The organism is Herbaspirillum sp. YR522, assembly GCF_000282575.1.
Taxonomy (GTDB): Bacteria; Pseudomonadota; Gammaproteobacteria; order Burkholderiales; family Burkholderiaceae_D; genus Herbaspirillum.
This window is the reverse complement of sequence record NZ_AKJA01000036.1, coordinates 1-21,277: the sequence shown is the minus strand read 5'-3', so window position 1 is coordinate 21,277 and position 21,277 is coordinate 1. Positions and strand designations below refer to the sequence as shown.

The 21,277-nt window shown below is 58.8% G+C and carries 21 protein-coding genes; 9 read left to right on the top strand and 12 right to left on the bottom strand.

Features of this window, described 5'->3' with window-relative positions:
• Window positions 1-89: 89 nt before the first annotated feature.
• Complete coding sequence (locus tag PMI40_RS06235) at window positions 90-1,007, top strand: glutaminase (RefSeq protein WP_040501739.1); 918 nt, start codon at window positions 90-92, stop codon at window positions 1,005-1,007.
• A gap of 225 nt (window positions 1,008-1,232) precedes the next feature.
• On the opposite strand, the gene PMI40_RS06230 is transcribed toward PMI40_RS06235, so the two are convergent.
• Complete coding sequence (locus tag PMI40_RS06230) at window positions 1,233-2,108, bottom strand: LysR family transcriptional regulator (RefSeq protein ID WP_008113273.1); 876 nt, start codon at window positions 2,106-2,108, stop codon at window positions 1,233-1,235.
• Window positions 2,109-2,216: 108 nt separating this feature from the next.
• On the opposite strand from PMI40_RS06230, the gene PMI40_RS06225 reads away from it, so the two are divergent.
• On the top strand, window positions 2,217-3,116 hold the full coding sequence (locus PMI40_RS06225; RefSeq protein WP_255348136.1) for an NAD(P)-dependent oxidoreductase: 900 nt from the start codon (window positions 2,217-2,219) through the stop codon (window positions 3,114-3,116).
• A gap of 83 nt (window positions 3,117-3,199) precedes the next feature.
• Window positions 3,200-4,180, top strand: coding sequence for an MBL fold metallo-hydrolase (locus tag PMI40_RS06220; RefSeq protein ID WP_040501732.1), 981 nt, complete (start codon window positions 3,200-3,202; stop codon window positions 4,178-4,180).
• 405 nt (window positions 4,181-4,585) lie between these two features.
• Here the strand turns inward: PMI40_RS06220 and PMI40_RS06215 are convergent, their stop codons facing one another.
• Window positions 4,586-5,572, bottom strand: coding sequence for an SDR family NAD(P)-dependent oxidoreductase (locus PMI40_RS06215; RefSeq protein ID WP_008113268.1), 987 nt, complete (start codon window positions 5,570-5,572; stop codon window positions 4,586-4,588).
• Between the two features lie 154 nt (window positions 5,573-5,726).
• Here PMI40_RS06215 and PMI40_RS06210 point away from each other — a divergent pair, with 154 nt between their 5' ends.
• Window positions 5,727-6,623, top strand: coding sequence for an AraC family transcriptional regulator (locus tag PMI40_RS06210; RefSeq protein WP_040501738.1), 897 nt, complete (start codon window positions 5,727-5,729; stop codon window positions 6,621-6,623).
• 194 nt (window positions 6,624-6,817) lie between these two features.
• Here the strand turns inward: PMI40_RS06210 and PMI40_RS06205 are convergent, their stop codons facing one another.
• From PMI40_RS06205 to PMI40_RS06190, 5 genes are all read right to left on the bottom strand, one after another.
• Window positions 6,818-7,675, bottom strand: a complete 858-nt coding sequence (locus tag PMI40_RS06205) for a hypothetical protein (protein WP_008113266.1) — start codon at window positions 7,673-7,675, stop codon at window positions 6,818-6,820.
• 612 nt (window positions 7,676-8,287) lie between these two features.
• On the bottom strand, window positions 8,288-8,596 hold the full coding sequence (locus PMI40_RS23735; RefSeq protein WP_157221456.1) for a hypothetical protein: 309 nt from the start codon (window positions 8,594-8,596) through the stop codon (window positions 8,288-8,290).
• Window positions 8,597-8,707: 111 nt separating this feature from the next.
• Entirely contained in the window at window positions 8,708-8,950 is a 243-nt protein-coding gene (locus PMI40_RS06200) for a hypothetical protein (protein ID WP_008113256.1), read from the bottom strand.
• Between the two features lie 200 nt (window positions 8,951-9,150).
• Window positions 9,151-11,064, bottom strand: coding sequence for an autotransporter domain-containing protein (locus tag PMI40_RS22880; RefSeq protein WP_162130377.1), 1,914 nt, complete (start codon window positions 11,062-11,064; stop codon window positions 9,151-9,153).
• Window positions 11,065-11,759: 695 nt separating this feature from the next.
• Window positions 11,760-12,383 carry a TetR/AcrR family transcriptional regulator gene (locus PMI40_RS06190; protein ID WP_008113254.1) on the bottom strand — a complete coding sequence of 208 codons (624 nt, stop codon included), beginning with the start codon at window positions 12,381-12,383 and terminating at the stop codon, window positions 11,760-11,762.
• Window positions 12,384-12,591: 208 nt separating this feature from the next.
• On the opposite strand from PMI40_RS06190, the gene PMI40_RS06185 reads away from it, so the two are divergent.
• Window positions 12,592-13,797, top strand: a complete 1,206-nt coding sequence (locus PMI40_RS06185; protein WP_008113253.1) for an MFS transporter — start codon at window positions 12,592-12,594, stop codon at window positions 13,795-13,797.
• A 214-nt stretch (window positions 13,798-14,011) separates the two neighbouring features.
• Here PMI40_RS06185 and PMI40_RS06180 read toward each other — a convergent pair whose 3' ends face one another.
• Complete coding sequence (locus PMI40_RS06180) at window positions 14,012-14,584, bottom strand: TetR/AcrR family transcriptional regulator (protein ID WP_008113251.1); 573 nt, start codon at window positions 14,582-14,584, stop codon at window positions 14,012-14,014.
• A gap of 78 nt (window positions 14,585-14,662) precedes the next feature.
• Here PMI40_RS06180 and PMI40_RS06175 point away from each other — a divergent pair, with 78 nt between their 5' ends.
• Window positions 14,663-15,412 carry an SDR family NAD(P)-dependent oxidoreductase gene (locus PMI40_RS06175; protein ID WP_008113250.1) on the top strand — a complete coding sequence of 250 codons (750 nt, stop codon included), beginning with the start codon at window positions 14,663-14,665 and terminating at the stop codon, window positions 15,410-15,412.
• A 190-nt stretch (window positions 15,413-15,602) separates the two neighbouring features.
• On the top strand, window positions 15,603-15,860 hold the full coding sequence (locus tag PMI40_RS06170; RefSeq protein ID WP_040501731.1) for a hypothetical protein: 258 nt from the start codon (window positions 15,603-15,605) through the stop codon (window positions 15,858-15,860).
• A 249-nt stretch (window positions 15,861-16,109) separates the two neighbouring features.
• Here the strand turns inward: PMI40_RS06170 and PMI40_RS06165 are convergent, their stop codons facing one another.
• Complete coding sequence (locus tag PMI40_RS06165; protein WP_008113246.1) at window positions 16,110-17,237, bottom strand: NAD(P)/FAD-dependent oxidoreductase; 1,128 nt, start codon at window positions 17,235-17,237, stop codon at window positions 16,110-16,112.
• A gap of 80 nt (window positions 17,238-17,317) precedes the next feature.
• Here PMI40_RS06165 and PMI40_RS06160 point away from each other — a divergent pair, with 80 nt between their 5' ends.
• Window positions 17,318-17,989: a TetR/AcrR family transcriptional regulator gene (locus PMI40_RS06160; RefSeq protein ID WP_008113244.1), complete on the top strand. Its 672-nt coding sequence runs from the start codon at window positions 17,318-17,320 to the stop codon at window positions 17,987-17,989.
• A gap of 80 nt (window positions 17,990-18,069) precedes the next feature.
• Here the strand turns inward: PMI40_RS06160 and PMI40_RS06155 are convergent, their stop codons facing one another.
• The gene (locus PMI40_RS06155) at window positions 18,070-18,447 is read right to left on the bottom strand and encodes a MerR family transcriptional regulator (RefSeq protein ID WP_008113242.1); all 378 of its coding nucleotides are present in this window, start codon (window positions 18,445-18,447) and stop codon (window positions 18,070-18,072) included.
• A 79-nt stretch (window positions 18,448-18,526) separates the two neighbouring features.
• On the opposite strand from PMI40_RS06155, the gene PMI40_RS06150 reads away from it, so the two are divergent.
• Window positions 18,527-19,432, top strand: a complete 906-nt coding sequence (locus tag PMI40_RS06150; protein ID WP_008113239.1) for an alpha/beta fold hydrolase — start codon at window positions 18,527-18,529, stop codon at window positions 19,430-19,432.
• 50 nt (window positions 19,433-19,482) lie between these two features.
• Here the strand turns inward: PMI40_RS06150 and PMI40_RS06145 are convergent, their stop codons facing one another.
• Both PMI40_RS06145 and PMI40_RS06140 read right to left on the bottom strand, forming a co-directional pair.
• The gene (locus PMI40_RS06145; protein WP_008113237.1) at window positions 19,483-20,829 is read right to left on the bottom strand and encodes a type II toxin-antitoxin system HipA family toxin; all 1,347 of its coding nucleotides are present in this window, start codon (window positions 20,827-20,829) and stop codon (window positions 19,483-19,485) included.
• A gap of 2 nt (window positions 20,830-20,831) precedes the next feature.
• Entirely contained in the window at window positions 20,832-21,107 is a 276-nt protein-coding gene (locus tag PMI40_RS06140; RefSeq protein ID WP_008113234.1) for a helix-turn-helix domain-containing protein, read from the bottom strand.
• Between the last annotated feature and the right edge of the window lie 170 nt (window positions 21,108-21,277).

Sequence of the window (21,277 nt, the reverse complement as noted above, 5' to 3'; positions counted from 1 at the left end):
CAGGTCTCGACCCCATCGTCTTGCAAGCAGCCATGATGGGCGATATTGCGCGGCAGGCCAGGCCGGCACGCGCCGCCGATTTCGCGGCGCTGCCCTGGACGCAGATACTGGAACGTGCCGTGGCCCTGTCTGCGTCCTGTCGCCACGAAGGCGAGGTGGCCGACTACATCCCCGCCTTGGCCGACGTGGCGCCGGACCAGTTCGGCATTGCCGTCGCCACGCTCGACGGCAGCATCCATTCGGCGCAAGACAGCCAGACGCGTTTTTCCATCCAGAGCATCAGTAAAGTCTTCTTGTTGACGCTGGCCTATCACGCCTATGGCGAATCGCTGTGGACGCGGGTCGGGCAGAGCCCGAGCACCAATCCATTCAATTCCCTGATCGAACTGGAACTGGAGCGCGGCATACCGCGCAATCCCTTTCTCAATCCCGGGGCGCTGGCGGTGACCGATGCATTGTTGAGTCGGCATACCCATCTGGAGTCGGCCATGGTGGCGGTCATGCGCGAGCTGGCCGGCAACCCCGACATCAACTACGACTCCGATGTGTTCGACAGCGAACTGCGCTGCGCCTCGCGACACCACGCCACGGCGCACCTGATGCAAAGCCACGGCAACTTTTCCAATGAGGTCGGGGAGGTGGTGCGCGCCTATTGTGCCAGCTGCGCCATCGAGGCTTCCTGCGTGGAGCTGGCCCGCGCCGGGCTGTTCCTGGCCAATGGCGGGCGCGACCCGCAAGGGGGACGACAGCTGCTGTCGGCACAACAAGCGCAGCGCGTCTGCGCCCTGATGCTGACCACCGGCACCTACGAGAACTCCGGCATGACGGCCTTCGCCATCGGCCTGCCGACCAAGAGCGGCGTGGGCGGCGGCGTGTTGGCCGTGCTGCCGGGACGCGGCACCATCTGCGCGTGGTCGCCGCGCCTTGGCGCGAGCGGCAATTCGGTTCGGGCGATGAAGGCGTTGGAGCTGATTTCGAACGCAGCAGGGCTATCGGTGTTTGCCTAGCGATATCGATGACGGTTCCTGACTGATCAGACGACAGCTGCTGGCCGAGATCTTTCCGGCATTGTGGCGCTGTCTGCTCTCGCTGAGGGCAGCGCGCGAGCGGATCTGGCTGCCGGTAAGAGCCTGCACGTGCGGCGCTTCCATTTCGTGGATGTTTGCCACTGGCGGCGCTATGAACATCTTCATATGATCAGTGTGTCTTCGCGTTGCTTCCCGAATTCACGGTCATCCATCAGAAGCATCAAACGGCGAGTTGGCCAGGTGCGCGATCGTCAAATCGACGAAGGCGCGCAGGCGGTTAAGCCGCCTCACGTCGCGATGGTAGCCCATCCAGATTTCGCGATGAGGTGGCTCTGCAGGCAATTGAAGTCGGCGGATGCCCGGAGTCTGGTCGCCCAGCGGGCGCGGCAGCACGGCGATGCCCATCCCCATCGAGCACATCTGCGCCTTGACGTTCCGGTTGTTCGATTGCAATGCGACGCCGGCATTGGGAAACATCTCCCTGAGCCACGCGGTGTCGGGAAAACTACCGCTCAAGGTATCCGGCGTGATGAGGCGCCATCGGCTGCCGTCGCCAGCGACCGGGGTGGGGCCTGCCGCGGCGACGTAGACGCCATAACGCATCCTCAGCAGGCGCCGCTGGACGATATCCTGCTCCTGGAAAGGCACGATGCGAAACGCCACGTCCGCTTCCCGTTGCGCGAGGTTGAACAGGCGCGTTCCAGTTAGCACCTCGATCTCGACCTGCGGATAGCTGGTCGCATAGGCTGCCAGCACTGGCGGCAATACATAGGCGCCGAACCAATCGGCAGAAGTTATCCGCAATGTGCCGTCAAGCGCCTGCTGTTTTCCGGCCAGCCGGCGCTCCATCGCCAGCGCTCCCTCTTCAATCTGCTCGGCGAGCGGCAGTACGCCCATGCCCTCCTCTGTCAATATGAAACCGTCGGCCGTGCGCTGGAACAGCACCTGCCCCGTGGCTTCCTCCAGGGCACGCAATCGCCTGCCCACGGTCGGGTGGCTCAAGTGCAGCGTACGGGCGGCGGCGCCCAGTGTGCCTGTGCGCGCAACAGCCAAAAAGATCCTGACGTCACTCCACTCCATAACGACCCTAACAAAATTGAACGGATGATGTTCATTATATTGAGTTGATGAACAATATCGAACTTTGCGACACTACGCTCCATCGCATGCCGCAAGGCGGCATTCGCCATCCCGGCGAGGCCGAGCGTCGCAAGCCAGCGAGTCGAAGGAGTAACTCAATTGGATGTAGGAATAATCGGCCTTGGTGCGATGGGTCGGGAAATCGCACGTAACCTGGCCACGGCAGGGCACAAGGTGGTCGCATGGAACCGCTCGGGCGGGGAAGTCGAAAGCGTGCGCATGGTGGATACGCCGTTGCAGGCCTTGCAGGGTGACATGGCCTTGACCATGTTGTCCGAGGACGCGGCGGTGCGCAGCGTGCTCATGGCGGATGATCTGCTGGCGCAGGCAAGGCCGGGGCTGGTGCATGTGGTGGCATCCACCATCTCGGTTGCGTTTTCGCACGAGTTGGCGAATTACCATCGGGCCCGCGATATCGCCTTTGTGGCAGCGCCGGTGCTGGGGCGGCCGGACGTGGCCGCGCGGGCTGAACTCAATATCCTCGTCGCCGGCGCCCCCGCCGCGATCGACGCGGTCGGCCCGGCGTTGCAGGCAATCGGTAAACGCATCTGGGACATGGGCGAGGACCCTCACATGGCCTACGCCGCCAAACTGGCGTGCAACATGATGATCACGTTCGCCATCGAAGCGATGGCCGAAGCCGTGGCACTGACCGAAGCGCATGGCTTGCCGCGGGAACGCTTCCTGGAACTGATTCTCGGGACCCTGTTCGGTAGCCGCCCCTACCAGACCTATTCCGCCAACATCATCAGCAACGAATACCGTCCCGGCTTCAAGGCTTCACTGGGGCTGAAGGACCTGCGCCTTGCGCGAGAAGCGGCCGGGGATGTCAGCGGCAATCTACCGATGCTCGATATCGTGCATGCGCGCATGCAAGACCTTGTGGACGCAGGATGCGGCGAACAGGATTGGTCGGCGATAGCGCGGACCGCGCTCGGTGAGACGTAAGAGCTGCGGCCATATGGTAATGATCAACTATCCCGCAGCGTCGCCTTGACGACCAGGCGGGCCACGACTCTAACAGGACAAGTATGAAATATCGACATTCAATTCCAAGGTTTTTGGTCTACGCTCTTGCGGCAATGTGCCTGTTGCTGCAGTGTGTGGCGCATGCCGCAGCGCCGCTGGCGCGTACCTCCGCACCAGGGTTCTACCGCTTCATGCTGGGCGATGTCGAGATCACCGCGCTCAATGACGGGTCGCTGGAATTGCCGGTAGACCAGTTCCTCACCAACACCACGCCCCGGAAGATTGCAAGAGCGCTGGCCGAGAATTACCTGGAGAGCCCGCTCGAGACTTCCTATAACGCGTTCCTGGTCAACACCGGGAGCAAACTGGTGCTGATCGACACTGGCGCAGGCGGCATATTCGGCCCGCGCCTGGGCAAGCTGGCCGTCAACATGCAGGCTTCTGGCTACACGCCATCCCAAGTGGACGAGATCTATATTACCCACATGCACGTCGACCACATCGGCGGACTGACGACTGATGGAGAAATGAATTTCGCCAATGCGATCGTCCGCGTCAATCGTCGCGAGCTCGACTACTGGCTGAGCGAGGCAAACATGGGCAAGGCGCCCGAGGGCAATCGCGGCGACCAGAAAGGCACCTACCGCCGTGCCATGGCGATCATGGCTCCCTACATCAAGGCCGGGCGCTTGCGTGCATTCGATGGCGAGCAGGAACTTAGGCCCGGCATTGCGCCGTACCAGAGTGCAGGCCATACACCTGGGCACGTGGGCTACATGATCGAGAGCCGGGGAAATCGCTTGATGGTGGTGGGCGACATCATCCACGTGGCGGCGATTCAGTTCGCAGACCCGACTGTGCGCGTTTCTTTCGACAGCGACAGCCTGCAGGCGGAGAAGGAGCGCGTCAGTGAATTCAACCGCATCGCAGCGGATAAGACCCTCTTCGCCGCGGCGCACGTTCCTTTCCCTGGGGTAGGGCGGTTGCGGGCGGAACAGCATGGTTTCCGCTGGATTCCGGTCAATTACTCCGCTGGCAAGTAAGTCGTGGCTGCTGCAAGCGGGGGATCCCACATCGGCTGCAATCAGGAGATGCAGGGCTTGTTGTGGAAGCGAGGTTTCTGGGCGATGGCCGCCCGTGGACATCTTCGCTAGCAAACCTGGTCGAAGCGCATTGAACGGAACGCCTGGACCGTGGGTGTTTAAGCGGCTGTAACGCGTTGTTAAGACCAGGCGGCTTATCCAGCAAACCTGAGCACCTAATGCAAAAGCCCGACAAGTCGGGTCTTTGCATTTTCCTGGATGTCGGTTTCCAGCCGAAATCGAGACCGCGCGTAATTTAGCGGCCAGGGTCATGGACTTTGTTGGCCGGCACTCGCTACCTGGCACTATCTCGTCATTAGGGATTGCACCGCGGACCGGGAGCATCGACGCCGCCCGCTACCAGTATCAGGGCATGTTGCTTTCGCCCGTCAATTCAGCGCACTTCATCCATAACTGCTCGGCACGTGCGGGATCGAGCGCATAGGAGCGCACGCCTGCACTAAAAGCGCTGACGATGGCATCGTCAGGAAGCAGCGCTCCAACCCCGCAGTCTTCGCAGTAGCGTCCACCGATGGTCTCCGCTTCAGCGACAATGCCTGCCCACACCGTCGTCGCGGCGCCTTGCGCCGGAGTCTTGACTTCGAAGGGGGCGTTCCCCATTGCCAAGTGTTGTTCATTCATTGACGTAAAGGCGGTCTCAAAAACGTCAGGATCTATGTTGCGCGTCAGCTCGGTCAGGATGACGCCCGGATGGACGCTTGCCGCGCGCACGCCGCGATGACGATGACGCGCATCGAAGGCCACGGCCAGCAAAGCGTCGCCCGTCTTGGAGCGGCCGTATGCAACCCAGGGATCATAGGGTGTGTGCATGAAGTTCGGATCGTCGAGATCGACATCGGCGAAGCGGTGTCCGTTGGAAGACAGCATGATCAGTCTTGCGCCGGCCGCCATCAGCGGCGCCAGCCGGTTGATCAATACAAAGTGCCCCAGGACGTTGGTACCGAACTGGAGCTCGAATCCATCCCGGGTATGCCCAAAGGGTGGAGCCATGATGCCGGCGTTGGCAATCACCAGGTCGAAGGATTTTCCCGCCGCGCCCATTGCATCCGTCACCTCACGTACCGATGCCAGATCGGCCAGGTCCATCCGGATGATCTCGAAGCCGCCACCGGAAGCCTGCGCCGCATCGCGCACCACTTGCGTGGCGCCGCGCGCCTTGTCGAGGTCGCGCACGGTGCCGATGACCTCGGCGCCGTGCGCCGCCAGGGCGCGTGCGGTTTCAACTCCTAGCCCCGCCGAGACGCCCGTGATGAATACCCGTTTGCCGCGCAGCGCAATGCCGGCCAAAACTTCATCCGTTGTCGATTTTGCGTCGAAAAGTGTGTTGCCCAAGACTTTCTCCTGTTGAGTTCAGAGGCGTGCGATACCGCACGTGTCTTGCCAAGATACGCTTGAGACCAAAGGCGTTTTCGCCAAAACTGCGCAATTTATTGCCTGATCCGCTCATTTTGTTGAGGATGAACGTTTGTGCTGGCACACTATAAGCATGAAAGATCTCCTTGATCAGATGAGCCGGCGCGTGCTGCGCCACGAAGACCCGAAGAGCCTGGAAACCGCAATTCCCAGGGTTGCCATCGGCGCCTTTCGGCAACCGGAACCGACCATGATGGCGATCGGCGCTGGCGTGTGCCTGATCTTGCAAGGCGCCAAGCAGATGATGGTGAACCAGAAGATGCTGCGCTACAGTGCAGGCGCCTGCTTTGCTTCCTTGATCGATTTGCCGACGACCTGTTGTGTGTTTGAAATGGATGGCGATAAGCCTTACGTCGGCACCGGCCTGACGCTGGATCACGGCATCTTCACCTCACTGATTGCCGACATGCCGGCTGCCCAACTAAAAAAAGAGCTTCCTGCATTCAACATTGAGACGGTATCGCGCGATGTGCTTGAAGCCTGGGATCATTTACTGGCCTTGCTTGATACGCCAGACGATATTCCTGTCCTCGCCGCATCTCGTGAGCGCGAGCTCATATACCGGCTACTACAAAGCCCGCATGGGCCGTTGCTGCGGCAAATCGGCCGTGAAGAAGGACGACTGACGCAGGTCAGGAGGGCGATTGACTGGATGCGGAACCACTATGATGAATCATTCCCGATCAAGACGGTGGCTGGCATTGCAGGCATGAGCGTTGCGTCATTCAACCGCCACTTCCGCACGGCCACATCGATGAGCCCCCTGCAATACCACAAGACGCTGCGGCTGCAAGCTGCCCGGCGTTTACTGGCCTCGGACGTGGATGCGACTCGGGCTGCCTATGCGGTGGGATACGAAAGTCCGTCGCAATTTAGCCGCGACTATTCCCGACTGTTTGGGCATCCGCCGAAACGAGATGCTTCCCGTCTGCGTGAAAATCTGGTGGATGTATCGAGCGTCGTCGTTTGAGGCCACCGGCCTGCTATTCGCAAGCAAGTCCGGTTTTGGCAGATTCCAGACGTTCGCGAACTGGTGATGAAGGACTTGTTATCTATCCGGCGGATGAAGGCCTCTCTCTCGGCGAGAGTCTTGGCTGCAACCTTGCCACCGTCATTGAGATACCGTGGCACTCTTGGCGCCTGAAGATTGGTTCTTGACAAGGGTCAGCCGTACTTGCTAAGCAGTTCTTCACTCAAAACATCGTCAACCGAAATGATCTTCAGTTGACCAGTGAAAGCACGTAGCCCCCGGAAGAACTTACCTATATCGCGTGTGGGCCTCTCGTACGTAGGTACTCGGACCGGTAGCGTGTAGCCCTTCTCGACAAATGGCCCGAACAGGTCCACTAGATTGTCCGGCGCGACAACGCAAGTGTCCTTTGTTCGCGGACGAAACAGGGGCCTGGGACCCAGTTCGTCTCTGGCCACAATCACTGCGTCCGTCTGCGGCATGAGAGTTGGAATACCATCTCCCCACACTACTACCGAGCGCAATTGGCCATCAATGGTCGCAAACATGATTGTGGGTACGAACAGGACTTCACCGAACTCCTCTTGTAATGACGACTTCGCGCGATTCCATCGCCAGGCTGCCTCAATCTTCGCTTCAGGATAGGCTAGAAACGGGCCCTTTTGCTTTGATGTGATCGCCTTGTAGCCGAACTCATTTCCAGCATTCCACCCAGCGAGGAACCCTTCCTGGGTGTACGGGCCTCGGCCCATGCCGTGCATTTGCGGATCTTCGACGTCGAGCTGAAAGTGCTCCACAAACGCGCGGACCTCAGGCTCGGCCTCCAGGCCGAAGATGTGCGGGCGGAAGTAGTTGACGTTCAGTGACGCACCCACCAGCTGATTTGGGTCGTCATCGCTCGCTCGAAATTCGAATAGGAAGTACACCCCCGTGTCCCGGCTCTGGTAGACCGCTGACCCATTGAGTTGGTAGTGCGGACGGCGGCAGAAGTATTCCTCCACAGCACTTCGCTGTGTGGGCTGCGGGAACGTGAAAAACAGATCGTAGCTCATCGTTTATCTAAGTTTGCTATAGGGTTCTTCGATCGGCCTACACGCCAGCCAGCCGCTCGATGTTCTGGCTGGCCGCCGATTGCAGACTTTGACGGGTATTCTCAGCAGATACCAGGTACTCCCGGCCGTCGATCATTTGGTGCTTCTCCAACAGCAACTAGTGACAAGACCATTTCGAACTCGTCGGCGAGTTCGCTCTTATCTTAACCGGCGGAAGATATCCCTGAGTTCATTTGATTATCTTTGTTTGATGGCTACTTCTGGCCGAAAGTAGACATGCTAGCTCCAATACCTATTGGATTGTCGAAATTACCAGCGTCCAATTTTCGCTGATTTCAGTTATCACATGGCGATCTGACTTTTGGGAAGTGCATACTCTGAAGTTCATTCTCAAGCCAAGCATCGAATGCTTCAGACAGAGAGGATAATTCCTCTATACATGCGAATTCCTTTTTCGAAATAGAACGCCTCATAGCCCTGTTTAGTCGAGCAAAGCCAGAAGCCCTCTGCCAAGGGCTTCGGCGACACGAAGCATTCAAGACCTTGTCGCTCAGCTTCTGCCTTTATCTTTACAGAAGATCGTAGCGATGTTGTCCCCTTCTGGCGGACTCGTCATGCCTCTCCAAAAATAGGCTCATCCTGCCTTTTCCAAGAAACGGTCAAAACCTTCCCACTCACAAGCGATTCTTCGCGAAGTTGCTGAAACACCGCAGCAGGTGGCCAGCCCGCCGGCTCATCGGAAAAAAAGAATCTAGCACGCTGCAAGGCAGTAAGAACCTCAGCCAGATTCTGCTTCGAGGAAAATGGCAGATGCGCTTCACCCGAATTTAGGTTCGCGGCCAGCACCTCGATGTCAGGTGGAATTGGTCCAGAGGTCACAATCCTTACCGACTCGTTAAATATCGCTGATACGTAGTTCATTGCGTCTTATAAATTTCTTGGTCGGTTATCAACTTAGGTCTTCCCCTAAAACGTATCGCAAGGTCTGGTAGCGTAAAGTCAGCTACTGGCCGATTGCAGACATGATAATCGTCATTCAAGGCCCATCGCCTGCGGCAACGCTTGGACAAAATCCGAGTGTTCTCCATAGTCAGGCGCCAGGTCCCGGATCTGGGCAATCAGGTCTGATTTTGCCGGTTCCAAAACCCGCTGCAGTTGGGCCGCGAGCGCTTCCATTTGGGAAACCGCCAAGTCTGCATCCACGTGTGAATCATCCGTAAACTCCAGGAAGATAAACATGTCGATTATTGAACGCGCTAGATATTTGTCGAGCATGTGATTTTAAGAAATTGTTCGTATGAGGCTACTTCTGGCCGACAGCGGGCTATGAAAGCAATGCATTTTTCCACACAGCGTTGAACTCTCCTGTCGTATCGGAAAGGCTTGAAACTGTGAATCCTGATTGATGTACAGGAGAGGAGAATTGTCTCTGGCCAATAGCTGCCTACCGGATCCCTTCGAAGGCGTGATCCCTCCTAGAACTCCCAGCGGTAGTTAGCCGAGATCCAGTAGGACGGGGCCTCGCCCTGGGTGGTGGCATTGAGCATCATGCTGGCGATGCCGTCGCCTATCCGCGATTGCATGCCCAGTCCCAGGCGTAACCAATCCTGCTTGATGTCCTGCCCGGCAAAGTCGAAGCCGTATAGTCCCAGCACTTCGCCGGAGGTGTTGGCGCCGGTGCGCTCGAAACGATGGGCGCCTTCCGCACGCAATTGCAAGGTGCTTGCCGCCGTCAGCGGATAGACGGCATCCAGCCCGATACGTGCAGTCGTTGTGCGGTCCACTCGTGCTCGCCAATCTACCGGAAACGCACCACCCTGTTCGCGATATCCCTGGGTGCGCGTGCGCATCCAGGTCAGGCTGGTATAGGGCGTCAATCGCACCTTTCCCCAGCGCGCCAGGTCGACCATATCCCATCGCAAACGCGCACCCACCGTCTCCTGGTCGGGGTGGCCCGATGTGCCTAGCGGTAGCCCGGCATTGAGGTAGACCCGATCGATATCGGCGCGGCCCTGGCCGTAGTAGCCGGTCAGCGTGAGATAGGACGAGGCCGGCATGCTCAGGATGACTTCCGGCGCAACGTACGTGCTGCGCGCACTGGTACGCCCGCCCAGGCCGGTATCGGCCTGGCTGTAAGTGCGGCCGGCGGCAAGGTTGACCTGCCAGTGCTGGCTGGCGCGATAGCCATAGCCGATCTCGGCGATGCCCAGCTTGCTGTCATAAGGCGCGCGCGTCTGACGGCCTGCATCGCCTGCAGCCCAGAACGTTGCGCGCCCGGGCGCCAGCAACATCTGCATCGGATTGCTGTGCAGGCCATCCATGGCGGTCTCGGCATCGTTGGCCGCCAGCAGCCCGGAATTGCTGACCTTGGCCAGCCCGCTATTGAACTGCTGGGCATCGATCAACCCGGCGCCGCCGCCAGCAGCGCTGGAGGGCACGCGCGCCAGATAGACGTTGCCATTGGACAGGGTGCCGACGATGACATTGCCTTCTGCGTTGATGGCAGTAGCGCTGGAGGTGCGCACATTGCCAACGCTCACCCCATTGGCGGCAAGCCAGGCTTCGATCGACTGCATGCCGTTGCCGCTGGTCCAGCGAAAGCCTTGCACACCCGTATTTCCAGCCGGATAGGAATTGCCGATCACGACATCGCCGGCCGCATTGGTGCCGGTGGCGGACGCATAGTTGCTGCCGAGTGTGCCGAGGTCGCTCATCAGGCCGGATGCGGCAGTCCATCGAAACGCATGAGGGGTCGTGCCGCCGGCCAGCGTGGAGTAACCGACTACCACATCGCCTGCGGCATTGGTGGCGGTAGCCGACGACATCGTCCCGCCCAGCGACCCCAGATCGCTCATCAGGTTGGATGCGGCGGTCCAGCGAAAGGCGCGGCGCGTCGTGTTATCGGCCAGATAGGAGTAGCCCACCACCACATTGCCGTCGGCGCTCAGCGCCAGGCCACTCGACGTGCGGCCACCCAATGTGCCCAGGTCAGTCATGACATTTGATGTCGCGCTCCAGCGGAAGGCATGCATGCTGACGTCGCCTGCAATCATGGATGCCCCCGCGATCACGTCGCCAGTCCTGCTCACGCCGGTGGCAGCGGCATAGGTGCCACCCAGCGTTCCCAGGTCGGCCATGATGCCCGAAGCGGCGCTCCACACAAATGCATGAGTGGCGGTATCGCCGGCGATAGTGGCCTGCCCGACGATGATGTCGCCTTTCGCATTGATGCCGAAAGCCACCGACGAACTGCCGCCCAGCGTTCCCATATCGACTAGTGAATTGGAGGACGACGACCAGCGAAAGGCGTGCGCCTGGGTGGGCGCCACATTGAATTCGCCAACGAAGATATTGCCGGCCGCATTCATCTCCAGGGGGGTAGCGGCCACGCCGGTGTCCGTAAAGCTCCCCGGCAACGTCGACTGACCAAAAGCTGGGAGCGCCGTCGCTGCGGCAAGACCCAGGATGGATTTCGTCCAGTGTTCAAACATGACATTCCCCATGACTGGATGGCGCCGCTGCAATGCCGGCCGGTGCACTAGTCGGCTATTCATGCCAAAAAATCATGCAGCAATCAGGCGGCCCCGTACGCAATTGTTAATTTTTGTAAGTGCGCAGAGTTTAACCGATCATCACTGGATTCGGAGGACCCAGGAGAGTTTGCGTGTCAGCCTCATGTTCCCGAAGGGCGTGTGGAAGAGTGCTACTTAATGGCGGGTTGATAAAGCGGCAATGGATTGGTGAGGCGTCTGGCAGGGTAAATGTTTCAGTAGAAATAATCGGCTCGAAAACTGAAATAGCGATGTAGCAGCGGCGGAGCAAGATAAGCCCATACCGAATGCAGTACTGCTCAAGCTTCCTGGGAGAACGCCATGCCTTTCTATCGCCTTGCCTTGTTGGTCGTCGCCATCGGCTACAAGAAGCCATGACCTATGCCGAATGGGGCGATTGACGCTGAATTTTTCAAATCGCGCCATAATCGCGCCACTATCCCAGAAAAATGGCGCCAATCGCGATGTCATCCTTTACAAGCGCTTTCCCGCTCGCAAAGAAATCAGCCTTTACACATCACAACGCCGTCGATTCATGCGTAACTATTATGAGCAGGGTTGTTCCAGAGAGTCATTACATGGGAGATGGAAAATTCCATCGTCTGGATAGTCACTCCATCCCTGGCCAACGTAGAAAGCCCCAGCAAGAAACTGTCGAAGACCGCAGTTATGCCACGTACGTTTGTGTCTTGCCTGAGTTCACCTGAACTGATGCCCCTCTCGACGCAAAACTTGATACCGGCACGGGTTCGGGTTCGCGATTGTGTCAGCGCCGATGTCACCTCGAGCAAGCCAGGCGATGGAGCGCTCATGACGCCCAGGGCCACCATGCATCCTTTCGGATGACCACGCTCGCATTGCATGCGTGCGGAGCGCCGCAGCGCTGTCTCCAAAGCGTCCTTCGGGTCAAGACTTTCATCCCATAAACATTCGGTAACCTTGGCGTAGGTAGACAGATACCTGGTGACACATTCGTGGAAGAGCGCTTCTTTTGATACAAATGCGGCATAAAAGCTAGGCGCGCTTATTCCGCCTGCTATCGCAGCCTTCAATTGGTTCAGCGATGTGGCCTCGTAACCCTGCTCCCAGAACAGGTGCAAGGCTTGCTCAATTGCCGTATCCCTGTCAAAGCTACGGGGCCGTCCCATCTTTGCCATACGCTACTCCCTTTTGATACTTAAATACTAATTGATACATAAGTCGTTGACAATCGTCACGCTTCGACGCTACATTTATACCGATCGATATATAAATGGCCAGCCAAGCTGGTCGGTCCCATGTTGCACGCATGCCGTCCCAGCGTTCGACGGCAATTTTTTTGTTTATTTATATACCATTCGATACATATATGGGTTCTTCAAGCCAATGACCACTTCCGATATCTCCAACACCGCCGCTGCGCCGTTACCCATTGCCGCGTTGTTGGCCCTGGCCATGACTGGCTTCATTTGCATCGTTACTGAAACACTGCCGGCTGGGTTATTACCTCAAATCTCGCAGGGTCTCGACATCAGCGCCGCAATGACGGGACAAATGGTGACCGCCTATGCGCTGGGCTCATTGCTGGCGGCCATACCTCTAACCATTGCCACCCGCAGCTTGCGCCGTCGCACGGTGCTGCTCTTCACCATCCTGGGCTTTCTGGTGTTCAACTCCATCACCGCTGTATCGTCGAGCTATTGGCTCACGCTCACGGCGCGGTTCTTCGCCGGCGTCGCAGCGGGTCTGGCCTGGAGCCTACTCGCTAGCTATGCGCGGCGCATGGTGCACCCGCAGCAGCAAGGGAAGGCCTTGAGCATTGCCATGGTGGGCACGCCTATTGCGCTTGCGCTGGGCGTGCCGTTAGGAACATGGCTGGGCGGTTCGATCGGTTGGCGGAGCGCGTTCGGTGTTATGTCCGCGCTGACCCTGCTCCTTATTGTTTGGGTGTTAGCCAAGGTGCCCGACTATCCTGGTCAATCTGAAAATATGTCGCTGTCCTTGCGCAAGGTGCTCGCCACCCCGGGCGTGCGTCCGGTGCTGGCTACCGTCATGGCGTGGATGCTTGCGCACAACATCCTTTACACCTATGTAGCGCCGTTCATCGAACAGGCTGGATTATTGCGCGGCGTCGACTCCGTACTGCTGATATTCGGGCTTGCGGCGCTGGCCGGAATTGCGCTGACTGCCCGGCTGGTAGAGCGGCACCTGCGCAGCGCGGTGCTGGCCAGCCTGGCAACGTTCTTCGTGGTGTCCGTCGCCTTTATCTGGCTGGCCACCATTCCGACCGCCGTCTACCTCGGTGTCGCTATCTGGGGGCTGACATTCGGCGGCGCCGCCACACTCCTGCAGACCGCCCTGGCCGACACAGCCGGCGATGGGGCGGACGTAGCCTTGTCCATGAACGTAGTGGCGTGGAACAGCGTAATCGCCGGGGGCGGCGTCGTCGGAGGTATCTTGCTAGAGCGCTTCGGCGCCCAAAGTTTTCCTTTGATGATGGCTGTCTTGCTTGCAGTGGGCTTCGCAATTGCCTTCTGCGCCAAGCATCATGGTTTTCGTTCTGGAGCGCGGAGCAAAAGCATCGCTCACTAGGCCTGGTCGTCAACATCAATCGACTTCCCCCCTGTCTAAAGTCAGAAAGGTCGATATTTATATTTTTCAAATTACGTCGCGTGCCAAGGACCCCTAAACAAGATCCGAGCACGGCGCTGAACTTGTTTAACGATTCGAGCTGCTACACAACGCCCTGACAATGGCAAACGCAATGCCTGGGAGTGCCGCGCCGCCAGCGGCCACATAGGCATTCTCAGCGCACCCCGATTCCATCCAGGAACAGGTCGGTCAAATGCGCGATGCGCGATTTCGTCGTGTTTCCTTGTTCGATATCGAGGGAAATCGCGGTCACCACGCAGACCAGGTCCTGGACGGACACGTCGCGGCGAATGGACCCCGCCTCTTGTGCGCGCACGAGCAAGCGCTGCACTTCCTCGCCGCTGGCCTGGCAACCGGCCGTGCCGCTCTTGAGTACCGTCCCCAGTGCCGCCGCCAGGCCCTGATAGTGGGACGCGTGCGCCACCAGATCCCTGACGAAGGCGCGCACGGAAGCATCCGGATCCAGCTTGTCGTCGCGTTTTCGGCTGGCCTCGGCCAATGCCATCAGGCGCTCATCGTTGGTCGCCGCCAGCAGCGCCTCCCGGGTGGGAAAGCGACGATACAGCGTGCCGATCCCGACCTTGGCGCGTTTGGCGATGTCGTCCAGCGACGCATTGGCGCCACGTTCCAGGAACACCTCTTCGGCCGCCGCGAGAATGCGCTCGCGATTGCGGGCGGCGTCGGCCCTTAGCGAAGGCTCTTCCGGCGGGGGGGATTTGTTCGTCATATTCAAATAGGCTTGCAAAAGTGGATGATATCTCCACATAATAAGTGGAGCAATTCTCCACTTGTGAAAGGAATAGGGATGTCAAAGCGATTCGAAGACAAGGTTGTCGTGGTGACCGGTGGTAGCGAAGGCATCGGCCTGGCCACGGCCAAGCAGTTTGCCGCCGAGGGTGCCCGGGTGTATGTGACAGGGCGCAGGGCCGACAGGCTCGACCAGGCCGTCCAGGAGATCGGCCATGGTGCCGTCGGTGTACCAGGTGACGCCGCCAACCTGCAGGACCTGGACCGCCTTTACGCGCGCATCAAGGACGAGCACGGCAGAATCGATGTGCTGTTCGCCAACGCCGGTATTGCCTCGGCCGATGCCAAGCCATTGGGATCGATCAGTGAAGAGGACTTCGACTGGATCTTCAACCTGAATGTGCGCGGTTTGCTGTTCAGCGTGCAAAAGGCGCTGCCCTTGATGTCCACCGCAGGCGCGATCGTCCTGAACGGGTCGGTGGCCGGTGTCAAAGGGTTTCCGGGACAGTCGCTCTATAACGCAAGCAAGGCCGCGGTGCGCTCGTTTGCGCGCAGCTGGACTGCGGATTTGCAGGATCGCCAGATCCGCGTCAACGTGGTGGCGCCTGGAGGAACCGAGACCAAATTGATGCGGGGTTACCTCGACGCGCGTCCCGGGATGGAAGACATGATCAAGCAAGTAGTGCCCTTGGGTCGCCTGGGAGAGCCGGACGAAGTCGCCCGCGCCGTATTGTTCCTGGCATCGCCCGACAGCAGCTACATTGCCGGTGTCGAGTTGTTCGTGGACGGCGGTTCCGTCGCAGTTTGAGTTACTGCACTGCGGGTGCGCAGTTCTTCTCCGCATCATTGAGCACGTTGACACCTGAGATCGCGCCATTTTTGGCTGGAAAATGTCGCGAAACGATGAATGCTGAAATGACGCGGGTGGAGTTGCTGCGCGAGCTGTACGTATGGGCTATGAGCGCTCAACGAAGCAATACCCATCCATCAAGCAGAACATGACGGAGCCCGACCCCTTGCGCCTGGCCTGGCGCGACCTGATCAAGCAGACCATTCGTGAGGTCGTCACGCATCCCGGGCTTGAGCCATTGGCCAGTATCCAACCGGCCGTGGCACGGCATGCGCCTGGCGATGAACAATCCCAGATACAAGCGCTGATCATCGGAGAACTCAAGCGCCTGCATCAAGGCGCGCTGGCGCGCTGCGGTCTGCGCCCGTCGGCGTTCACTGCCTGGAGAATGGCGCGCGGGTATTGACTGGGCAGACGGGTGCTACCCTGCTTCAAAAGGTGGAGAAGTGCAGTTGTCGTAATCTAATCGGCGAGAATTCCCGGCCAGGCGGTCGGATTTGGTGGCGGTTTGCAGGGCATATTCAGTCCTTGAGGACATGTTATGCCTTAAACACGAAATTTCTGACGGGCCACGCTGCGGTGGCTACGATGGCCTGGCCGATGGCACGCAGAAATCGCACGGCTATTCGATGGCCATCCTGCACCAGATTGGCCGCTACGTCTTCGCACCTTGGAACATTTCAACGAGACCCCTGGAAGGATCTTCTCTGGCGAGCAGTTCGTAGAACTCCTTGCCCTCCGTAGCCACCTTGGCGCTGCGCTCGAACATTGCTTGCTCAAATCGACTAAGCCCGGTGTCGATGTCGTCGATATGGGATGCGATCGCCTTGGCAAGTTCGGCGCCGTCGTACAGCGCGAGATTGGCGCCTTCTCCATTGGGCACGCCAAGGTGCGCGGCGTCACCGATCAAGCTTACGCCCGGTACGTGCTGCCAGCGATGCGCAGCAGGCAGCTCGAACAATGGCCGAAATCGCGGCGTCGTGGTGCTGTCGGCGATTAGCGCAGTCAGGGCGGGCGCCCAGCCGGTGAATTCCGCGGCAATACGCTCGCTAGCCATGGCCTTGTCGGTGAAGTCGATTGCGGAAAACCATTCCAGTGGCCTCATCAGGATGGCATAGGTGTGCAATGTATCGTGTCGTTCGCGATGGCACATCAGTGCCTTGCCTTGAAGAAATGCGCCCATCTGCCCCGAACCGACTGCAGCAAAGCTGGCCGGATGTCGGGCCGCCGCGTCGAGCAGGTGTGTCTCGACATACGACACCCCGGCGTATCGGGGAGTGACCGACGAGAGCAGCGGTCGTACTCTCGACCATGCGCCGTCTGCACCGATCAGCAATTGCGTGGTGATGCTCTCGCCATTGGCAAAGCGAACATCATGGTGCCCGCCGCCCAGCGATCTCACATCCGCGACCTTGTAACCCCAATGCACTACCCCAGCGGGCAAGGAATCGAGAAGCATCTGCCTGAGTTCGCCCCGCTGCACCTCGGGACGCCCCCCGCTTCCGTCATCCTGGTTCTCGAACAGGACCCGGCCATCGGGTGACAGGATCCGCATCGCCTGGCGGCCCTCCAGGACCAGCGCGCGGAATCGCGTGAGCAGCCTGGCGTCTTGCAGCGCCAATTGCCCGTTGTAGTCGTGTATATCCAGCATCCCGCCTTGCGGCCGGGAGTCTGCCGAGGGCTCCGCTTCGTAGACGCTCGAGGCGATACCATGAAGATGCAGCACGCGCGCAAGCGTGAGGCCGGCCAGACCGGCGCCGATGATGGCAATGGATGTTGGCATGGGGACGCTGACAGTAAAAAATAGAATGGAATGCCGTTCCAACATATTGGAACGGCATTCCATCTATGTCAAGATTCGCCATGGTAAAGAAATTGCAGCGGCGTCCTCGACGCGACGAATCCCTGTCACGGGAGCAGATCATCACCGCGGCCATCGAATTGCTGGACAGTGGTGGTGAATCGGGCCTTACTTTTCGCAACCTGTCCGGGTATCTCGCGACCGGGCCAGGGGCACTCTACGGCCACGTCGAAAACAAGCGTGATCTCATCGAAGCCGCTTGCAGTGCCGTCATCGATCCCTGTGTGGATTTGCCGAGCACCGACATGCTGCCAACAGCGGCGATTCGTCACGTCGCTCTCGCCATGTTCGACGCCATGGATGCGCACCCGTGGGTCGGCTCCGCACTGGCATGGGCCGCAGGACAGTCGACGATGGTGAGCGTGCTCGAGCGCATCGGCCAGCAGGTGCAAGCCCTCGGCGTCGCACCCGACCGGCATTGGGTCACAGTGTCGGTGTTGCTGAACTACATCCTGGGAGTAGGCCGGCAGAACGCGTCCAATGCACAGCAAGCGCAACGGCGCCGGAAGGCGGAGAGGGCAGAAGTGCTGGGTGAAGTGGCCAACGCCTGGTTGCAGCTCGACCCGGACCGATATCCGTTCACCCGCAGCATCGCTGCGCAAATGAGCGTGCACGACGACCGTGCCGATTTCCTGGCAGGGATCGACCTGATCCTGGCGGGCATAGGCCGCTAGCGGTAGCGGACCAAGCTGTTAGAAGACGCATCCGTCATGTGGTCCATTGATAGGCCATCAAAGCCGGCAATGACCGGCGATCATCGGTTTTGGGTGTCGTCCAGCATCGAGCGCAGTCGCATCCGACGATGTTCCAATTCGGTTATTTGCTGGTCGATCGCGACAAGTCGTGCTCGCTGGGCACCCTTGGTCTCAGGGCACGCCAGCGCGCCATCGATGATCAGCATGCATTCCGGGAAGTGCTTGATCTCGTCCAGATTGAAACCGGCGTCGATGAAGCGGCGCAGCTGCTTCACCTGAGTCACCGCCAATTCCGAAAAGGCACGGTAACCGTTGGCCGACCGCGACGAAGCGAGAAGGCCGTGCCCGTCGTAGTGCCGAATAGCCCTGATGCTGGCACCGGTCAATTTTGCCAGTTCGCCGATGGACAACTGACTATGGCGCGGTTCGATACCCATTGTATGCTCCAAATACTGCTTGACCCTCACATTGGCGTCAGGCTTGAGACTGCAAGTCTAAACGACTTAGGAGCTCAACATGCTTACCCAACGGTTTTGCCGTCTTCTCTCTGTGCTGATGCTGTATTTGGTCTTCGCTGGCCAGGCGTGGGCGCAACACGGTTTGAAAGAGTATTCCGCCATGGCGCCCGACGGCGTCGCTCTCGCCATCCAGGAAGGAGGAAACCCGCAAGGGCCGCCGGTCGTTTTCATCCACGGCTTGCTGGGTAGCCATTTGAACTGGCAAGGGCAATTCTCGGACACCGAGCTTCAGAAATATCGCCTCATTTCGTACGACTTGCGTGGGCACGGAAAATCCGGCAAGCCAGGGCTAGAGGACGCATATAAGGACGGCCGCATCTGGGCCGCGGACCTGGCCGCCGTTATTGAAGCAGCGCATGCGGAAGGCGCAGTCCTGGTCGGATGGTCCCTGGGTGGCGTGGTCATATCGAATTACCTGGCGGCATACGGTGACGCAAAGCTCAGCGGGACAGTCTACGTCGATGGTGTGGTCGAGTTGAACGCAGACCAGATTGCCCCGCATCCCCAGGTCTACAAGGACATGATTTCGCCAGATCTGAGGACGCACCTGGATGGCGAGAGAACCTTCCTGGAGCTTTGCTTCAACAAGAAGCCTGACGAGATCACTTTTGCGCGCCTCCTGGCAAATGCCTCGATGGCGTCATGGGCCATGCAAAAGGCGGTCCAGTCGATGAGCGTTTTCGCCGCGGAAGGTATTGGCCGCGCCAAGGTGCCGATGCTGTTCCTGTACGGCGGCAAGGATGTGCTGGTGAATACGGAGCCTACGATAGCGCGTGCCCGAAAGTTGAATCCCGATATTCGTAGCTTCATCTATCGTGATTCAGGGCATGCGCCATTTATCGAAGAAGCGGTTCGGTTTAATGCGGATCTCAAATCGTTTCTGAGTGATGGTGTTGGGCGATGAGGTAGTTGAAGACGCCTCGCCGGGCTTTTAGCGTATTGGGTCTACCTCGTTCAGGCGGCCGGCATTGCTGCCAGCGCTTTTGCGGCGGCGAGAATCCCTCCGAGGACCTTGTCGGCCACCTGTTCAGAGAAGCCCTCGGGTAGGTCGTTGCGCACCTTTTCCACAATCGCCGGCGTGCGGGAGATGAAGTCAGTCAGCAGCGGCTCTGCATCCGTACCGAAGCCGACGACCTTGGCGGTGCTGTTGAAGTGTCGACGCAGGATAGTGTGCGCGAGATAGTGCTTGCTGTTGCCTTGTAGGGCCATCGCCATCGTCAGCCTGCGCTCATCCCATTGGTTCGGTCCTGGGCCGACGACGGGGTACGCGGACATCACGTCATAAATAGGGGTTAGCCAGAAGCGTCCGCCACCAGGAAGTAATTGAATACTGAAATTTTTGGCATGGCCATCTGGGGCACGTAGCATCCAGAAGAGGAGCTGTGAAGCCATGACGGTGTGCATATCTTCTTCGGCCCGCTCTGACTGCTGCAGAAGGGGAAACATCGCTTTCAGGCCTGGCCCGCCTTCATTTTCATATTTTCTGTGCGGCGACGTGCCGGTAGCCTGGCAAAAGTCTTCCTGGACAAGCCGGAACAGCCTCTGGCCGTCGCTTGATACTGCGCGGTCGAAACGTTCTACAACGAGCACTCTTTGTTTGCCGAAGGTCGCGATTTCGGCGTTTGCCGTGCGGAGTCCGAATTCCTTGAAGAGGCGCAGGCATAGCCACTCGTTGTCGACGGACGTGGTGAAGTCGGCCTTCTTGCCCCCCACCATCCCGATGGGAAGCTTGAAGATGTGTGTCGTCGGCGTTGCTCCGCGCGGCTTCATCCATTTGCCGTCCCACCATAGGAAGGCGTCCTTCTCCTGAGCGCCGGCCAGTGAAATCCGGAAATCATCGTCGGGGTCTTCTGGGGCGCCATGCCGGTTTACGGTGACCACGTCAAGCAGATGGCGTTCGATGTCATCTTCGCTAACAGGTATCCCATCAACCTGCTCCAGCCCTTCTGGTTTGGCGCCCTCTGGAAGTATCTGCAACGCACCGACGCAATCTCGGCCAATGGCCGAGAGCAGGTCGAACGAAGCAAGGGAGCCTGTTTTGAATCGTTGCGCAACACGTTTGCGGATGATGTCGCTGTCGGGCAGCAAGCCCTCGAAGTAATTCGTGACATTTGGGCCCTTGATCGGCTCGTTATGCATATTGAAAGGCAACGAGAGCGAAATTGGGCGCCCGAGCGCTGAGCTTTGCCAGCCGGCGTCATAAGCTAGTTCGGAGTCCCCGTGACTGTTTAGCGTCCAGCGTCCGACGTAGTCCCCATTGGCCCAGAGATGGAGCGTCTGGCTATGCGAGCGACGTCCCATGGTTACCACTCCAGCGAGGTGTCGAGCGGTGCCCGAGCTCTGGTCCCAAGCCGTAGGTCCAGTTCAAGCGCCGCGCACCAACCGAGTAACTGCTTGGCGCTGATTTCGTCAGGGTTGTGCTCCAGATGAGAGATGCGATTTTGGCTCAGGCCGAGACGGGTTGCTACCTCAGCTTGTGTGAGCCTCTTCCTCTTGCGTGCCGACACGAGCAGTTGGCCCAATTGCGATGTGGTGAGAAGGGGGTGAGAAGTAAGGGGCTGAGAGATATTGATAGCCATGGCGGGAATATCCGATATCGAGATATCTTAACTTTATCCGAACTACAGATAAAGTAAAGATATCTGAATAACGGATAATATGAAATTATCTGATATGCGGATATTTCAAGAATATCCATATATCAGATAAATCGAATGCAGCCAGCGTATCAAGCCGCGCAAGCGGCTGA

Excerpts from the sequence above, each read along its gene's own strand:
- PMI40_RS06230 (WP_008113273.1), bottom strand. The coding sequence starts at position 2,108 with ATGGAGTGGAGTGACGTCAGGATCTTTTTGGCTGTTGCGCGCACAGGC.
- PMI40_RS06165 (WP_008113246.1), bottom strand. The coding sequence starts at position 17,237 with ATGCCAACATCCATTGCCATCATCGGCGCCGGTCTGGCCGGCCTCACG.
- PMI40_RS06175 (WP_008113250.1), top strand. The coding sequence starts at position 14,663 with ATGTCAAAGCGATTCGAAGACAAGGTTGTCGTGGTGACCGGTGGTAGC.
- PMI40_RS06220 (WP_040501732.1), top strand. The coding sequence starts at position 3,200 with ATGAAATATCGACATTCAATTCCAAGGTTTTTGGTCTACGCTCTTGCG.
- PMI40_RS06200 (WP_008113256.1), bottom strand. The coding sequence starts at position 8,950 with ATGCTCGACAAATATCTAGCGCGTTCAATAATCGACATGTTTATCTTC.
- PMI40_RS06210 (WP_040501738.1), top strand. The coding sequence starts at position 5,727 with ATGAAAGATCTCCTTGATCAGATGAGCCGGCGCGTGCTGCGCCACGAA.
- PMI40_RS06155 (WP_008113242.1), bottom strand. The coding sequence starts at position 18,447 with ATGGGTATCGAACCGCGCCATAGTCAGTTGTCCATCGGCGAACTGGCA.
- PMI40_RS06205 (WP_008113266.1), bottom strand. The coding sequence starts at position 7,675 with ATGAGCTACGATCTGTTTTTCACGTTCCCGCAGCCCACACAGCGAAGT.
- PMI40_RS06160 (WP_008113244.1), top strand. The coding sequence starts at position 17,318 with ATGGTAAAGAAATTGCAGCGGCGTCCTCGACGCGACGAATCCCTGTCA.
- PMI40_RS06145 (WP_008113237.1), bottom strand. The coding sequence starts at position 20,829 with ATGGGACGTCGCTCGCATAGCCAGACGCTCCATCTCTGGGCCAATGGG.
- PMI40_RS06180 (WP_008113251.1), bottom strand. The coding sequence starts at position 14,584 with ATGACGAACAAATCCCCCCCGCCGGAAGAGCCTTCGCTAAGGGCCGAC.
- PMI40_RS06170 (WP_040501731.1), top strand. The coding sequence starts at position 15,603 with ATGACGGAGCCCGACCCCTTGCGCCTGGCCTGGCGCGACCTGATCAAG.
- PMI40_RS06140 (WP_008113234.1), bottom strand. The coding sequence starts at position 21,107 with ATGGCTATCAATATCTCTCAGCCCCTTACTTCTCACCCCCTTCTCACC.
- PMI40_RS06185 (WP_008113253.1), top strand. The coding sequence starts at position 12,592 with ATGACCACTTCCGATATCTCCAACACCGCCGCTGCGCCGTTACCCATT.
- PMI40_RS06190 (WP_008113254.1), bottom strand. The coding sequence starts at position 12,383 with ATGGCAAAGATGGGACGGCCCCGTAGCTTTGACAGGGATACGGCAATT.
- PMI40_RS23735 (WP_157221456.1), bottom strand. The coding sequence starts at position 8,596 with ATGAACTACGTATCAGCGATATTTAACGAGTCGGTAAGGATTGTGACC.
- PMI40_RS06150 (WP_008113239.1), top strand. The coding sequence starts at position 18,527 with ATGCTTACCCAACGGTTTTGCCGTCTTCTCTCTGTGCTGATGCTGTAT.